The organism is Paenibacillus sp. FSL H8-0317 (assembly GCF_045040685.1).
Classification (GTDB): Bacteria; Bacillota; Bacilli; order Paenibacillales; family Paenibacillaceae; genus Paenibacillus.
The window spans coordinates 3510898-3528119 of record NZ_CP150294.1; the positions used below are offsets into that span (position 1 = coordinate 3510898).

The 17222-nt window shown below is 47.3% G+C and carries 11 protein-coding genes; 10 read left to right on the forward strand and 1 reads right to left on the reverse strand.

What is annotated here, in order from left to right; translation table 11 throughout:
- Window positions 1-9: 9 nt before the first annotated feature.
- Genes MHB43_RS15750 through MHB43_RS15760 form a run of 3 tightly spaced genes read left to right on the forward strand, consistent with a single transcriptional unit; the run spans window position 10 to window position 5120 of the window.
- Window positions 10-1695: an extracellular solute-binding protein gene (locus MHB43_RS15750; protein ID WP_221821085.1), complete on the forward strand. Its 1686-nt coding sequence runs from the start codon at window positions 10-12 to the stop codon at window positions 1693-1695.
- A gap of 48 nt (window positions 1696-1743) precedes the next feature.
- Window positions 1744-3510 carry a sensor histidine kinase gene (locus MHB43_RS15755; RefSeq protein WP_397376260.1) on the forward strand — a complete coding sequence of 589 codons (1767 nt, stop codon included), beginning with the start codon at window positions 1744-1746 and terminating at the stop codon, window positions 3508-3510.
- Window positions 3495-5120: a response regulator gene (locus tag MHB43_RS15760; protein WP_221821087.1), complete on the forward strand. Its 1626-nt coding sequence runs from the start codon at window positions 3495-3497 to the stop codon at window positions 5118-5120. Before MHB43_RS15755 ends, MHB43_RS15760 begins: the two co-directional genes overlap by 16 nt.
- A gap of 124 nt (window positions 5121-5244) precedes the next feature.
- Here MHB43_RS15760 and MHB43_RS15765 read toward each other — a convergent pair whose 3' ends face one another.
- A complete protein-coding gene (locus MHB43_RS15765; RefSeq protein WP_047842955.1) occupies window positions 5245-6012 on the reverse strand; it encodes a helix-turn-helix domain-containing protein in 768 nt (255 codons plus the stop codon).
- A 274-nt stretch (window positions 6013-6286) separates the two neighbouring features.
- Here MHB43_RS15765 and MHB43_RS15770 point away from each other — a divergent pair, with 274 nt between their 5' ends.
- The 7 genes from MHB43_RS15770 (at window position 6287) to MHB43_RS15800 (ending at window position 17191) form a co-directional block, all read left to right on the forward strand.
- A complete protein-coding gene (locus tag MHB43_RS15770; RefSeq protein WP_076317898.1) occupies window positions 6287-7642 on the forward strand; it encodes an extracellular solute-binding protein in 1356 nt (451 codons plus the stop codon).
- A 105-nt stretch (window positions 7643-7747) separates the two neighbouring features.
- Window positions 7748-10645 (forward strand): extracellular solute-binding protein, encoded by a 2898-nt coding sequence (locus MHB43_RS15775; protein WP_221821089.1) that lies wholly within the window; start codon window positions 7748-7750, stop codon window positions 10643-10645.
- A 19-nt stretch (window positions 10646-10664) separates the two neighbouring features.
- Window positions 10665-11621 carry a carbohydrate ABC transporter permease gene (locus MHB43_RS15780; protein ID WP_036615906.1) on the forward strand — a complete coding sequence of 319 codons (957 nt, stop codon included), beginning with the start codon at window positions 10665-10667 and terminating at the stop codon, window positions 11619-11621.
- A 2-nt stretch (window positions 11622-11623) separates the two neighbouring features.
- The gene (locus tag MHB43_RS15785) at window positions 11624-12499 is read left to right on the forward strand and encodes a carbohydrate ABC transporter permease (protein ID WP_026081082.1); all 876 of its coding nucleotides are present in this window, start codon (window positions 11624-11626) and stop codon (window positions 12497-12499) included.
- A gap of 15 nt (window positions 12500-12514) precedes the next feature.
- A complete protein-coding gene (locus tag MHB43_RS15790) occupies window positions 12515-13978 on the forward strand; it encodes a hypothetical protein (RefSeq protein ID WP_405132316.1) in 1464 nt (487 codons plus the stop codon).
- Window positions 13962-14597 (forward strand): YIP1 family protein, encoded by a 636-nt coding sequence (locus MHB43_RS15795; protein WP_036670948.1) that lies wholly within the window; start codon window positions 13962-13964, stop codon window positions 14595-14597. Before MHB43_RS15790 ends, MHB43_RS15795 begins: the two co-directional genes overlap by 17 nt.
- A gap of 17 nt (window positions 14598-14614) precedes the next feature.
- Window positions 14615-17191, forward strand: coding sequence for a DUF5696 domain-containing protein (locus MHB43_RS15800; protein ID WP_405132317.1), 2577 nt, complete (start codon window positions 14615-14617; stop codon window positions 17189-17191).
- Window positions 17192-17222 lie beyond the last annotated feature (31 nt).

The following is a 17222-nucleotide window of genomic DNA, read 5'->3' on the forward strand; positions in this document are numbered from 1 at the left end:
CATGTCGTCATGTATAAGAGATGTCTGGACATAACAAGATGGACCTTCATTCTGTTCCTTGCTGTATCCATACCAGCAGGTCATACCGAAGGTAATACCAAACAACATCATCCGCAGCAAGATGGGCAGCAGATTCAACTTCCCGCTACGTTTGAGAGGTATTCTCCTCCCATCGTGGTCTCTTTTGTCAGGGAAACTGGAGATGACCTTGAGCGCATGATTAGTCAGTTACCTGGTGAGACGATACTGGATAATCGCTGGACTCGTTTGTACGAAAAAGAGCTAGGTATTCAAATTCACTATGACTGGACTGCTAATGGGGATGTATACAATCAGAAGTTGGGTGTATCCCTTGCTGCAGGACGTTTTCCAGATGTAGTGAAAGTTAATCCATATCAACTTAGACAACTGAGCAACGCTGGAATGATCGAAGATTTAACCCATGTGTACCAAGAGTATGCTTCCCCACTTACAAAGAGTATATTGGAGGCGGAGGGAAGAGGCGCATTTGATGCGGCAACCATTGATGGCAAACTCATGGCTATTCCCGAATCATCTTCCTCCATTGAGACAGCGCAGTACCTGTGGATTAGAACCGACTGGTTGGAGCAACTGGGGCTACGGCCGCCTGAAACGCTGGAAGAGCTTCTTCAGGTTTCGAAAGCGTTTACAGAGGGGGACCCCGACGGGAACGGAGAGCATGATACGTACGGACTTGCGCTAACGAACCATCTATGGGATCCAGTTATGGGAGCTGCAGGGTTCATGTCCGGCTACGGTGCCTACCCTAATATATGGGTTAAAGATGCAGAAGGAAACCTCACTTATGGAGGTATACAGCCTGAAGTTCGGGAGGCTCTGAAAGTACTGCAAACGTTGTATCGTGAAGGCCAACTTGATCCGGATTTCGCTTATAAAAGTGGAAACAAGGCGTTTCGTCTAGTTCAAGATGGAAAAATAGGGATGCTTTACGGCGAACAGTGGACATCCTTTATGCTTCAGAGCACCCGTGATACAGATACAGATATAGATGTAGAATGGCAGGCATATCCGATTGTTGCCAAGTCGGACCGGAGCCTGTTCGTACCGCTACGTTCCAACACTGGGCAATACTTTGCTGTAAAAAAGGGATTCTCTAATCCGGAAGTTGTTGTAAAGCTCATGAATCTGCATCTGGACATCAACTGGGGGGATCAGGCACAGTATGAAACATACTATAATGACGACTCCCGTGCTGTGTGGATGCTTTCACCGGTAACTCCTTTTCCCGGTAATAAAAATATAGATGCATACAAACAAATTCGGGATGCCAGAAGTACAGGAGACTTCTCGGCTCTGCAGAATGAAGCTCTCGCCATTCACAAACGCATTGTGGCCTATGAATTGGAAGATGTAGAGAGCGGCTGGGGCTGGAAACAAACCTATGGGCCTTCGGGTGCTTTTAGCATTGCAGATTCTTACGAGAAGAACGGCCAACTTCTCTATGATCAATTCACGGGTGGAATTACGGACACAATGGTTGATCGACAAATTATTCTTCGGGATCTTCAGCTTGAAGCCTATATGAACATTATTCTAGGCAGGTCGATAGATGAGTTTGATCAATTCGTTGAGAACTGGCGCAAGCTGGGGGGAGATCAGATCACATCGGAGGTTAACGCGTGGTTTCGCACCAGCAAGCCAAAGGAGCACTAATGTTCACTTTATTCATACAAGGAACCCACTCAGCCTTTGGCATTGGAGGTGAATGCATTGATCAAGATCCCTGCTAAATCATGGTTTAACAGTATATTTGCGCGATTAATAATCACCTATCTGGTATTTGTGCTTCCCCTTATTCTTCTTGGCGTGTATCTGTATCATTGGAGTTATGACAATGCAAGCCAGGAGATATCGTTGTCAACGGAAAGACGGTTGAACCAATATGTGGTGGAATTGAACAGAGAGATAGAATGGATGGAATTACAGCAGTTTGATATCGTTGAGGATCGAAAACTCAATCGTCTGGCGATTCTCTGGGACATGATGGATCAGGTTGAGCGGCGTGATACATTAAATTACCTGACTGAACGACTCGCTTCATTCAAGAATAGCACTGCTTATATCAAAAACGTTCATGTACATATCCCTTCTGTTGGCAAGAGTATATCCGCGATCCAAGGCATCGATGATTTCGATAAAAGTTCATATCTATATTTCAGTTCAGGCATGCAAGGAAAAGGTACACGTTTCACGGTGAAAGAGGACGCCTTGAACTTAAGTGCCGTCAGGCTGACAGGTACGAGAGGAGAACCCCCGCTTTTTGTCATTCAGGTGGAGCTGGATACATACCATTTTCAGAATGAACTCACACGGCTTAATTTGTACCCGGAGAGTTCAACTTTTCTGATTGAGGACAAAACGGGGCATGCCATCACAGATAAACATCAAGCTAGTGTTATTCTCGCGAATTACCGTGAGCACAGTGTAAAGGGTACACTTGATGGCTTTCGGATGAAGGTGGGTGACACCATGTACCATGTTAGTCAGTTGCATATGGACTCCCTGGGCTTATCCGTAGCTACATATCTACCCGAGGCAATTGTTACCAAGCCACTTAGCAAGTTCTATCATTGGGCTTGGCTGTTTGCAATTACATCATTTGTTGCCATCACGGCATATCTCTATTCAAGTTACAAGTTGATTCATATCCCGTTGCTGTTGTTGGTGAAAAGATTCAAAAAAATGGAGGGAGGCATGCTTGATGTCCCCATTGCGCATAACCGAAAGGATGAATTCGGCTTCCTCTATACCCGTTTCAATCTAATGATTGAAAATCTTCAATCCCTTATCGATCGAGATTTTAAGAAAACATTGATGATGCAGCGGGCCGAGTTGAAACAGCTTCAATCGCAGATTAATCCTCATTTTCTGTACAATAGCTTCTTTATTCTGAATTCACTGGCAAGGACAGGAGAAACCGAACGTATAGAGCAATTTACGAACATGCTTGGTGAGTATTTCAGGTTCATTACCCGGAATGAAACAGATCATGTGAAGTTGAAAGTGGAAGTTGAGCATTCACGAATCTATACAGAGATTCAACAATTACGATTCTCCAGACGAATCAAAGTTGATTTTGGGTCACTACCTACTGAGATGGAACATATTAAAGTTCCCAGACTCATTATTCAACCTATTATTGAGAATGCCTACGAACACAGCCTTGAAAAGAATACGGACTCCGGTCTTCTAATTATTGGGTTTAATATGGAAGGTGCATATGCCGAGATCACCGTAGAGGATAATGGAAATGAGCTGGAAGAGCAACACATTCAAACTCTTCAACAACGCTTGCATAAGGACGGAGGTACAGACGAAATGACCGCGTTAATAAATATTCATCGACGTCTGGTCCTGACGTATGGAGAAGGAAGTGGGCTTTTTCTATCCAGAAGTGAACTGCAAGGGTTAAAAGTCACAATTCGAATCCAGTGGAAAGAGGGGGAAAACGAATGTATCGACTTTTGATTGTAGATGACGAGGAGATTATTACGGATAGTCTCTATGAAACGTTCGCCAGACATATACCCGAACAGCTTGATGTATGTAAGGCCTACTCTGCAACAGAAGCATTGTCCTGGATGCAACGTTCGAGAATTGACATTGTTCTAACGGACATCCGTATGCCGGGTATGAGTGGGTTGGAACTGACAGAGCGGATTCAAGCCAGTTGGCCGAATTGTCGCGTCATTTTTCTGACAGGACATAGCGATTTTGATTATGCATATCAAGCTTTTCAGATGGCTAATGTGCGTTATTTGCTCAAAACGGAAGGTTATGACAAGGTGATGTCTGTTGTAGAAGATGTGATGGAAGAGATCCGGCAAAGTCACAGCATGGTTGAGTTGTTGGAACATTCTCATAAAGTTAATTCGCAGCTTGCACTGATACAGCAAAAAGAGTATTTACGGAAGTTACTTCAAGACTGTACAGCGGTTATAGATTCTACTATGCATATGCAGGACGAATTATCCAAACGAGATATAAGATTACAGATCAACTCGCCTGTTTATCTAATACTGGGTCGGTTCAATAATCTGCCAGAAAAAGGTTCGGACCTCACACAAGTTCAAGAATCTGTGCGCATTATCGGCTCTTCTCTGATGAATGAGCGTACAGTGTGCGCAAGTGTAACGGACCATTATGGGGATACGATCTGGCTGCTTCAGCCGAAGCAGGAGGAAGAGATGACAAATGATAAACTTGTGCGATTTCTAGAAGGTACACTGGAACTGGTACAGGAAGCATGCATGGTATCACTCGGCGTATCCATTGCTTTTTCATTAAGTAGTCGCAGCTGCGATTGGTCCGAGTTAACCAAACAATATGAACGTCTGAGATTACTCCAGTGGATGAAAATTGGGGATGGTGTATCCATGGTACTCACGGATCATCGTAATGATCTCTCATCTGATGTACCCAAAGAATCCATGCGGATCTCAAACCGGATCGAGATTATGTCAGGATATTTGGAAACGGGACGAATTCAGCCATTTTACGATATATTTGAGGAGCTTGCAGGCGAACTGCTGCAACAGGATATTACGATGGAACGTGCCATGGAGACATACTACAATCTGGCCTTATTATTGCATTCAACGATCAATCGTTGGGGTCTTCAACAGAAGATCCCGGATCAACGAAGCTTGCTGCACTTAGGGGAGTATACATGCATGAAGGATGCAGTACAATTTCTATATCGTGCTGCCGATGAATTAGTCCGCTACAAAAGATCAAATGAACAGGAACGCGCTAACGTTGTCATTCATTCCTTATGCAGTTACGTCAAGGAGAACCTGGAGAAAGATCTCTCTCTGGTGAGACTGGCAGAACTCCATCATTTTAATCCATCCTATCTGTCGCGATTCTTTAAGCAGGAAATGGGAATAAACGTGTCAGAGTTCATTGACGACTGCCGAATACGGAAAGCCAAAGAATTGCTTCAAAACACAAATCTTATGGTACGTGAGGTCGCACTTCAAGTGGGGTACGAGGCTGCCCATTCATTTACCCGACTTTTTAAGAAAATAACGGGAATGACTCCCCAAGAATACCGGGAATCCCTTTTGGTACGTTAACGGTGAATACTCTGGATTTGACCAAACCCAAATAACCACAAAAAAACGCAGAATGTATTCTTCTTCCTGCGTTTTTTTGTGGTTATTATCTAACTGATAAACAAACCGATTGGGCAATCCACCTTTAGGCCGTGTGGATTTTTTGTCTTCTATAAGCATTGGGACTCGATCCGGCATACGCTTTGAACTTTTTATAGAACCAATCTATATCCTTATAACCTACCTCAATAGCAATCTCATATATGCGCAGATTCGTGGAAGACAACAACTGCTGGGCCTTTTCCATACGTTGCTGGAGCATATAATCATTGAAAGACATCTTCTCTTCCAGCTTGAACTTCTGTCCAAGGTACGCACAGTTAAAATGAAGCATGTCAGAGATCTTCTTCAGCGTGATTTCATCACTCAGATGATCCCGTACATAGGCCTTGACGATACGAATAACATGACTGGAGTGCATGGGTTTACCGTTCATTTGAACGGGTGTTTTGAAGAACGACGACGTTTTGTGTGCCGGGTCGGTTTCAAGGTGGGATCTAAGTCCATGCAGACTGTTAAGTAAAGAAGAAGGACTAACAGGATACGGGAGATAATCATTTACCTGATACGTCAGGGCTTTGCGTACGAACCTGAAGTGATCTCTTCCACCCATCAGGAGGATAGGTATCTGACTTTTTTTTCGAATGTCGTTGCATAACCAGAGCCCCGCGGTATCAAACCTCTCTGTATGTACCATAACAAGGGAAAAGTCTCGTTCTGACAATGCGGTCAAAGCCTCGGCCGATGAGAACACACAATTTGCGATAGTATATTGAGCTTTGCTCCGTAGCAACATCTGTTGCAACTCTCCGCACAAACGACGGCTGAAATCCACAAGTAAAATATCATACATGAAGCAATACCTCACCTTCTGCTGAATTGTAATGCGCTAGATTAACTGAAATTTGACTTAATTTCATTATGGTAATAAAAGAAAGCGCATACAATGTGCATATTTTTGTAGACAGTGCATTTCTTTACCAATTAAAACCTATAATGCACTTTGCTCGTGCAAAATTACGCAAATCTATATTCAGCCCGGGTAAACATCTGTATTTCGGCAGGTTGTTTGCGCTTTCATTTGAACGATACACTGTGATAGCAAACGACAATCAGGGGGGAAGACGATGAGAAAACACAAGTTCATGCTACTGAGCCTGGTATTTGCGGTCTTGTTGGTGATTGCTGCATGCAGTTCTGCACCTACCGCTCAACCCGAGCCGGAAAAGACAACACCACAGGAGGAACAAAAACCCGCGGAAACCGAGCCAAAGAATGAAAACTCCACGCCAGAAATGGACTTTGACATGGGTGGCAGAACGATCAAGGTTGTAGCTTGGTGGGACATGGAAATACAGGGGAACAACCCGGACAACATTCAACGCCTTGAGAATCTCGAAGCGCTGAAGAAAAAACACAACTTTAATATTGAATATGTTTCCATCGATTTCGGTGAATATCAGGAAAAAGTAGTTGCTTCCCTGATGGCCGGTGAACCGCTTGGCGATCTGGTGAGACTGGGCAAAAACTATGCCATTCCGGCATTGACCAAACAGGATCTGTTATGGCCGGTGGATGATTATATTAAAAACGACAAGGTATTTAATCAGAAAACAACCAAAGAATACATGCAGTATGAAGGCAAAGGTTACGGATTTACCGAGGACCAGTCCTCGTTTATCAACGGAATTTTCTATAATCGCACACTCATGCAAGAGCTCGGCTTGAAGCCACTTCAGGAGTATGTGGATGCCGATGAATGGAACTGGGATACGTTCATCAGTGTTGCCAAGCAAGCGAACAAGGATCGAAACAATGATGGCAAGCTAGACACTTGGGGACTCGCTCAAACGGGCTTGCTGGAACCAATTCTGTATTCCAACGAGGCTTCTCTGACCAAAGAGGATAAGCAGAACCTGGAAGATCCAAAAACAAAAGAAGCGTTGAACTTCCTGTCCAAACTGGCTACAGAGAAGGTCGGCAGAGCTTCTGAGGGCGGCGATTGGACAGAGCCATCCACGTTCTTCCGTCAAGGCAACACCTTGATGTATTCAGGTGCCATGTACGAAGTCGAAGGTATTATGACGGATATGCAGGATTACGATATTGGTTTTGTACCGTTTCCAAAAGGTCCAAGTGCAACAGCGTATCACTCCGGTGAGTCACGTTACCAAGCGATAACGATTCCAAAAGCGGTAGAGAATCCGGAACAACTGATGTACATCTGGGAGAAAATTAATGAGATCGAATCGATCTATGAGTATCCAGGACAATCCACGCTGGAGACACATCTGACCGATGAAGCAGATATCAACAACGCCAGAGAGGTTGCGGAAGGTATGTTGGTTCTCGACCATAACACATTCCCGTCCTTGCCGTTCTGGGATTTTGATGGGGAACTCAAAGAAGGGGTATCCGTATCTACGCTGATCGAGAAATACAAGGCTCCTTTCCAGGCTGCGATTGATGAGGTTTACAAATAAGTATCACGTTACACGGGCAGAACGCACCAGTGAAGGTGCGGTCTGTCCGGGTTAGTCAATCGTCCAGTTCTCTCAACGCTTACAGGAAAGGGGATACATTCAAACATGCGGTCACGTAAGAAAAAGGGACTAATCCTGGTGCTTGTCCTGGCCTTGGTGCTCTCCATATGGACACTATATCCATCGCGGGATCGTAATCCGGGAACGGTACATGCGCTTGAGGACTTTGAGGCGGTATCGGGAACCGAGGATTCATTCAGTTATGAGCATTATCTGACTGCTCATGACAATACGGCCAAACCGGATGAAATTGTACGCATCGAAGGCGAATCTTATGTTCAGGCAGAGGATGGGGAATTTGAGGTTGTGCAAGGGTACGCCGGATTAGACGGAAATGCCGTAATTACGCCGGAAACTGGAACCATTCGCTGGGATGTTCCCGTTCAAGTGAGCGGTTTGTACAACATTCGCATTCACTATTATCCCGTAGAAGGTAAAAGCTCCGGGATCGAACGCAGGCTTGAGCTTAACGGTAAGGTCCCGTTCAGAGGGGCCGATATTCTTCTGTTTGACAGGGTATGGGGGAATCGCGAGGACAACGTCCGGCAGGACGATCGTGGCAACGAGCTTAGACCCAGACAAGTGGAACAGCCCGAATGGCAGCTGACTTCCTTCAAGGACAGCGCAGGGTACTTTGAGGAACCGTTTCAGTTTTATTTTGAAAAAGGCAGTCAGAAGTTATCGCTCACTTCATTAAGAGAAAGCATGGCGATCGATTATATCGAGTTATATCAAGAAAGCGAAGTTCCTTCCTATGCAGAGCTGGAGCAAACCTATGCCTCACTTGGCTTGAAACAATCGGCTCCTGTCATGTTGAAAGTTCAGGGGGAGGAAGCTGTTAGCAAATCATCTCCTACACTGGCACCAATCTCGGACCGATCAAGTCCTTCACTCGAGCCTTATAATGTATCGAAAATTCGGATGAACGCTATCGGGGGAATTAACTGGAAACTGCCGGGCGAATGGATTGAATGGGAAATTGACGTGCCTGAAGACGGACTGTATCAACTGGCGCTTAAGGTAAAGCAGGATCAATTGCGTGGCATCTATGCCACCCGCAGTCTGACGATTAACGGCGAAGTTCCGTTTAAGGAAATGAAACGCATTCGATTTAACTACAGCCCGGCTTGGCAAACTCAGGTGTTGGGTTCGGGAGAGGATCAGCCATATCAGTTTCATCTTGAAAAAGGGAAACACCGAATCCGAATGACAGTTACACTTGGCGACATCGCTCCGCTGCTTCGGACCGTGGAATCCAGCGTGCTGGAACTGAATGAGATGTATCGCAAAATATTAATGATCACCTCCAACAGTCCGGACCCACTGCGGGATTACCAACTGGAACGGCGTATTCCGGAGATGACGGAGGTGTTTGAACGACAAGCTGACACCTTGCGCTCCGTTGCAGATTACCTGGAAAAAGCCACGGGTGAGCAAAGTGACAAAGTGGCCGTACTGCACGCCATGGTATTGCAGCTTGAAGATATGGCCGCCAGACCAGAGACGGTTCCCAAACGGCTGGATACGTTCAAAATTAACGTAGGTGGTCTCGGCACATGGATTCTATCGGTACGTGAACAGCCGATTACGTTGGATTACCTTGTCGTATCTCCGCCGGGTGAATCGCTGCCAAAAGCGGAAGCGAGCACCGTCCAGCAGGTGAAGCACGAACTGGGCGCATATGTTGCCTCGTATACCGAAGATTACGACAGCATTGGCAACGTGGAACAAAAGAAGGATGCCATTACTGTATGGATCACGACCGGACGAGATCAGGCCCAAGTACTGAAAGGCATGATCGACGATTCGTTTACCCCGGATACGGATGTGTCCGTGCAGTTACGTCTCGTTCCGCCTAATATTTTGCTGCCCGCAACACTCTCGGGGGAAGGCCCAGATGTAGCCATGCAGATGGGCGAAGACATTCCGGTGAACTATGCGATGAGGAATGCAACGGCGGATCTGAGCCAGTTCCCTGATTTCGAGGAAATTTCGGGCAGGTTCCGTGAAAGCGGATTGACGCCATACCGCTACAACGACGGGGTATATGCCCTTCCGGAGCAGCAGTATTTTCCAATGCTCTTTTACCGCAAAGATATTCTGAATGAACTGGGCCTCGAACCGCCAAAAACGTGGCAGGACGTATATAACGCCATCGCCGTGCTGCAGAAGCATAACATGGAGTTTTATCTGCCGATTGAGGATACGCTGAACAATGCCAACCTGGTTCCGAATTCAACCTTTGCGATGTTGTTATATCAGAATGACGGAACGTTCTACACCGAAGACCAGAAGAAAAGTGCACTGGATTCGGAGATTTCAATGGACGCGTTCAAACGCTGGACGCAATTTTATACCAATTACAAGTTTCCGCTCAAAGCCGATTTTCCGAACCGCTTCCGTACCGGGGAAATGCCGATCGGAATTGCTGATTACACCACGTATAACATGCTGACGGTTATGGCTCCGGAAATCCGCAATCTCTGGGACTTTACGATTGTTCCGGGTACACAGCTTCCGGATGGGTCCATACGGCATGAAGTGGCCAGCGCTACGAGCGCGGTGATGATGCTCGAAAATGCCGACAACAAGGAAGCGGCGTGGAAGTTCATGAAGTGGTGGACTGATGATCAGACCCAGATTGAATACGGGAGAGAAATGGAAGGTCTTATGGGAGCGGCTGCCCGTTACCCGACGGCCAATATCGAAGCCTTGAAGCAATTGCCTTGGCCTGTGAAGGATTATCAAAATCTCGAGAAACAATGGGAATGGGTACAGGGAATCCCGCAGCTTCCTGGAGGTTATTTCACGGGACGACATCTGGACAACGCCTTCCGCAAGGTGGTCAATGCTAATGAAAATCCGCGTGAAGCCTTATCGGACTATGTCTTGTACATTGATGATGAAATTGATTTGAAACGCAAGGAATTTAATCTGAAATAGAGGAAAGGGAGGGTAACGGTTGCAAGCAAAAACTACCAAGACAGCCGCCGCTCCTGCCGTCCATACCCGCCAGGTCGGCTGGTGGTCCCTATTGAAGCGGGATCTGTATCTCAGCAGGCATTATTATGTATTGATGGCACCGTTTATGCTGATTTTTTTCATGTTTACTGTCATTCCGGTCGGCATTTCACTCGGGCTCAGCTTTTTTCACTTCAATATGCTGGAGCTGCCGCGATTTGTCGGCTGGCAGAACTATTCCAGGCTTTTCCTGAACGATGACGTATTTCTGATCGCGCTCAAAAACACGCTGCTTTTTGCCGTAATTACAGGTCCTCTCAGTTATATTGCCTGCTTTTTGTTTGCGTGGATCATCAATGAGCTGTCTCCTAAAATTCGGGCGGTCATGACGCTGGTTTTCTATGCCCCTTCCATATCGGGCAACGTCTTTTTCATCTGGCTGATCATCTTCTCGGGTGACAGCTACGGGTATATGAACGGCTTCCTGATGCGCCTTGGCGTCGTACTGGAACCGATCCAATGGCTCGCAGACGAGAAGTATGTACTGGCAATCGTCATTATTGTACAGCTGTGGCTGAGCCTGGGAACCAGCTTCCTGGCCTTTATTGCAGGACTGCAAACCATTGATCGTTCTCTGGTTGAAGCAGGAACCGTAGACGGGATCAAAAACCGCTGGCAGGAGCTCTGGTACATCACCTTGCCTTCGATGAGACCGCAGCTGATGTTTGGTGCGGTAATGCAGATTACCGCTTCCTTCGCCGTAGCTGAGATCTCCATCGCACTGGCAGGTTTCCCGAGCGTAAACTATGCGGCACACACCGTTGTCACGCATCTGATGGACTTCGGAACCATTCGTTTCGAGATGGGGTATGCCTCGGCCATCGCAACGGTCCTGTTTGCCCTGATGCTCGGTACAAACGTTTTCACGCAAAAAATGCTTAGAAAGATAGGTGAATGACGATGACCAGCAAAGTACGTGCCGTGTTTGGCATGCCAAAAAGGCTTAATCGGTCATTTACCGTCAGCCTGATGTTATTTGCATTGCTGGGCGTGTTTGGCTCCTTTATGGTGCTTCCGCTCATCTATGCTGTCAACAATGCATTCAAGCCGCTGGATGAGCTATTTATTTTTCCGCCGCGTTTCTGGGTGAACAATCCAACAACGGAGAATTTTGCTGATCTGATCAACCTCATGGGCAATTCGTGGGTGCCGTTATCCCGCTATATTGCCAACACATTGCTCATTACGATACTTGGCACAGCGGGACATATTCTTCTTGCATCTGCAGCGGCTTATCCGCTGGCGAAGTATCGTTTTCCGGGTTCCAAAGTGTTGTTCACCATTGTCATTCTGTCCCTGATGTTCTCGCCGCATGTTACGGCGATTCCGAACTACATGGTGATGTCCTGGCTTGGCTGGATTAACACTCATGCGTCCATTATTGTGCCATCACTTGCGTTCTCGTTAGGACTTTTCCTGATGAAACAGTTCATGGAGCAGATTCCCGATGCTTTGCTGGAGGCAGCCAAAATCGACGGAGCCAATGAATACCGGATATTCTGGAGCATCGTGATGCCCAATGTGAAGCCGGCATGGCTCACGCTCATGATTCTGCAGTTTCCAGCGTTATGGGGAACGGATGGCGGGAGTTTCATTTACAGTGAAAATCTCAAAACGCTGCATTATGCGCTCAGTCAGATTGTGCAGGGAGGGATTGCAAGAGCTGGTGTAGGTGCGGCTGTTGCTTTGCTGCTGATGATCGTACCGATCACTCTGTTTATCATCTCTCAGAGCAGTGTTATGCAGACGATGGCCACTTCGGGCATGAAAGAGTAGAAAGGAGGCAGCGAGGTGCGGAGAAGCACATGGAAAAAACGTAAATCGATCATCATGGGCATGATCTGCCTCCTGTTGTTCGTTCAAGAGGCGCCCTATGTGAGTGCAGACGGTAAAACGGATGCGTATCATTATTCCTTCTGGGGTGACGCAGTTCCTTCACCCGCGGCATATGAGGCAACAACCATTATCACCGGCAAGAAGCTGAACACAACTCCTATGAAAGAGCCAAGTGACATGCATGTTACCGCCAATCAGCACGTCTTTGTGCTCGATTCGGGCAATGGCCGCATCATTGAGATGGATCGCAACTTCAAGCTGGTACGGACGATTGATTCATTTGAGCAGGAAGGCAAGGAAGATCATTTTAAAAATCCACAAGGACTGTACGTCACGGAAAAAGGTCATCTGCTGGTCGCTGATTCGGATAATCACCGGGTGGTGCATTTAAATGAACAAGGGAAGCTGGTCAAGATCGTGTCTGAACCAAAATCGGATCTGCTAAAAGCAGACTTCCAGTTTAAACCGATGCGCATTGTTATGGACAAAGGGGAGCGTATCTACGTCATGGCCGAAGGCGTATTTGATGGATTCATGGAGTTCAGCGCCGATGGCACGTTCTCTTCCTTCATTGGAGCGAACAGAGTTCAGGTGGACCCGGTGGAGTATCTGTGGAAACGGTTTGCAACACGGGAGCAGCGGAGCCAGATGGTGATGTTCACTCCAACGGAATTTACCAATCTGGATATGGATGAAGAGGGCTTCATCTACGCCACTAGCGGAGATCGCGGCAAAGATCCGGTCAAGAAGCTGAATGCCCAGGGTACAGACATTTTGCGCAGAGAAGGCTATCAGCCTCCGCAGGGTGATTTGCTGTATACCCAGGAAGCAGGGCCATCCCGCCTGATTGATGTGGATGTGGGTGACAGTGACATGTATTCCGTACTGGATTCCAGCAAGGGCCGAATCTTCACCTACAATGGAGACGGATACCTGCTCCATATTTATGGCGGCATTGGGAACCGGCTGGGCCAGTTTAATACACCTGTTGCTCTGGAACGTGCGGGAGACCGGATGTTAGTTCTGGATAAAGCGCTGGGTGAAATCACCGTCTTTCAAACAACTGAATACGGACGTACACTCCACGAAGCGGTGCGTAGCTACTATAACGGTGATGAAGATCAATCTTCGGTGCTGTTTGCGCAAGCTGCCGAGATGAACGCTAACTTGGAATATGCGTATGCGGGAATTGGCAAAGCATTGCTTCGTCAGAAGGAATACGCCGAGTCTGCGAAATATTTCAAGCGCAGTATGGAGCCCAAAGGCTATTCCAAAGCTTTTCTTTTGTATCGCAAAGAGCTGATGCGTGAGCATTTTTCATGGATGATGTCCGGTATATTCCTGGCTGTCGCTGCGATTGTAACCGTCATCATCGTTCGCAGGCAGAAAAGGAGGACTACGAATGCAGGCATCAAGTAAGCAACTATACCAGTACCCGCTGCATCTGATTTTTCATCCGTTTGACGGATACTGGGAATTGAAATATGAACGGAACCAGAGAAACTCACTGCTGATTGCTTTCATGATCCTGGTGCTTCTGGTCATCACCAAAATTTTGCATGCCCAGTACAGCGGTTTTCTCATTAATCTCAGTAATCCAAAGTACCTGAACAGTCTACTCGAAATGTTATATGTCATTATACCGGTACTGTTTTGGTGTGTGGCTAACTGGTCGTTAACCACATTGATGGACGGGGAAGGCAAGTTCTCCGAAATATTCATGTCAACGTGTTTTGCACTGGTACCGTTGTTACTCATTCATTTTCCATGGATCTGGCTGAGTCTTGTGATCTCTGCGCAGGAAACTGCCTTTTATTATTTCTCCAATGCACTCGCTGTTGCATGGACGGTATACCTGTTATTTGTGGGGAATATGACGGTTCATCAGTACACACCAGCCAAAACGGTGCTCACGATGCTGCTGACACTTGTAGCGATGGCGTTTATGGCATTTCTGTGCCTGTTATTCTTCAGTCTTGTACAGCAGATTGTATCGTTTGTCGTAACCATCTATCAGGAATTAGTGCTTCGGGGCTAAGGGAGGAGGAAATTGTTATGAATTATACCGTAGCCAAAAAAATAACAGGAATGCTGCTCGCGGGCAGTCTGCTACTTGGCGGTTGTCAATTCTCGCCAACACCGCTCGCTCACGAGACAGTGACTGCCGCTGATCCGACGGACTTTCCCTCCCTGCCTCCCGGAGAGAAACTGAAATCATCGTTCAGCGATGTCCGCCTTCCCGGCATGGTAGGCATTGCGCAGAATGCTGCGCTGCAGTTGTTCATTAACGAAGAGACTGCCGAGATTGCAGTGATTCACACGCAGAGCGGCCAGATCTGGCGCAGCAATCCTGCAGATCGTGAGCAGGATGGGGTTGCAGCCGGGATAAACAAAGACCTTTTGTCATCACAAACGAAGCTCAGCTTTTTCAACAGCCTCGGACAGAGCAGCACCGTGAATTCCTTCACGGATAGTGTTGCACACAAGCAGATAAGCTACGAGGTGCTGCCAAGCGGCGTGCGGGTCCACTACCAGTTTGGAAGCACTGAGCGATCCATAGAAGACTTGCCGATGAAGATCAGCAAGGAGCGATTTGAACAAAGGCTGCTTGCACAGCTAGACAAGGCCGGGCAACGGGCCTTGAAGGTCGGCTATGCGGAAGACAAGGATGAAGGCGCTTACGTCCGGATTGATAAGGCGATGCAAGGATTGCAATTGTCCCGGGCCTTGAAAGCTTTTGACACAGCCGGTTACACATCGGAGGATCTGGCTCAGGATCATGCCGAGTTTGGCATTGAAGAGGAACGAAGTGGACCACGGCTGTTTATGCTTACGATGGAATATGAGCTGGATGGAGAGGATCTGCTTGTACGTGTTCCGTCCTCAGGCATTCATTTTCCGGAGGAATATCCGATCAACAGCATATCTGTAATGGATTATTTCGGGGCTGGGGGTTCAGAAGAAGAGGGCTCCATACTGGTGCCGGACGGTTCGGGAGCGCTGATCCATTTTAACAATGGCAAGCTGCAGTATCCTGCCTATCAACAAGATATATACGGACCGGATATGACCATGAAACTACGGGAAGCAAGTTCGAATGAAGCCAGAGCCAGGTTGCCGGTATTTGGACTGATTCGGAAAGAGGGAGCATTCCTGGGCATCATTGAAGAAGGGGATGCCGTTGCAGTTGTGAATGCCGATATCAGCGGCAAACTGAACAGTTACAACAACGTATATCCAAGCTTCTATGTAGTGAACAAGAGTGATGTGACGCTTCAGGCAAGTGATATGGTTCGTACACTTCCGAAATTCCAGAAGAAACCGACCGCGTCTGATTTCGTCGTTCGATATGCTTTTGTGGGGGCGGATAAAGCCTCGTACTCGGGGCTTGCATCACTCTATCGGGATTATCTGATGCAAAACGGCGGACTTCCCGAGTTAAACGCCAGCAAGGAGCAGAGTAACGTTCCCTTTTATCTGCAACTGTTCGGCGGCATGACAACAAGGCAGCATATGCTGGGCATACCGTATGACTCAACGGAGGCTTTGACCACGTTTGATGAAGCCAAAAACATTCTCTCCGCCTTGACGGAGAAGAAGGTATCCAATATTCAGGTGCGCTATGCGGGATGGCTTAACGGCGGACTTCATCATCGACTGCCGGATTCCATCCAAGTAGATGGCGCGGTAGGCGGGAAAAAGGGATTGCGGGAATTCAGCGCATACACACAAGAAGCGGGCATCGGTTTCTATCCCGATATCGCTCTGCTGAATGTGCAATCCAAAAAAGGGTTTAAACCGTCCAAAGAAGCTTCACGCACATTAACTCAGGAACCGGCGGTCTTGTATCCGATGAACCAGGCCATCCAGCGGCGGGACCGGGATCGTTCACCATCCTATGTGCTTTCGCCCAACATGCTCGAGGACGTGACGGCAGACATGTTAGATGAGCTGAGGTCCCTTCAAAAGGATGGACTGTCACTAAGCCTGAATGATCTGGCAGCTCAGTTAAACAGCGATATGAATCCGAAAAAGCTGGTGGACCGAACACAAGCGCTTGGCTCCGTAAAGAAGGCACTTGAACAGATCGGGCAGCAGGCTGGCTCGCTTGTTGCTGAAGGCGGGAACGCTTATGCCCTGCCGTATGTAACTGGTCTGACAGATGCGCCGATGACCAGCAGTCGTTTCAAGCTGGAGGATGAAGAGATTCCGTTCTATCAGCTCGTTGTACACGGCAGCATCGGTTATACGGGGACGCCATACAATCTCTCCACATATACCAATGCAAGGCAATATGTGCTGAAGCTGATTGAATATGGAGCCAGTCCTTACTTTGCATGGTTCAATGCGCCAAACCATGTTGTGAAAGAAACGGATTATGATGATCTCTACGCGGCGAATTATGAACAATGGATCGATCTGGCTGCCGAGATCTACAACGAGGTGAACCAGGTGAACCAACCGTTTGCCGGACGTTCCATGATGTCCCATGAATCCCTGGAGGAGGGCGTCTTCCGGACAACATATGAAGGTGGCGGGTTCGTCATCGTCAATTATAACGACTTCCCTGTAGAAGTTGACAACGATACAGTGGAAGCCCAAAGCTATGTGACTGGTGGTGAGCAGCTCTGAAGACGCTCCTGAAATGGAAATGGGGAAGTCG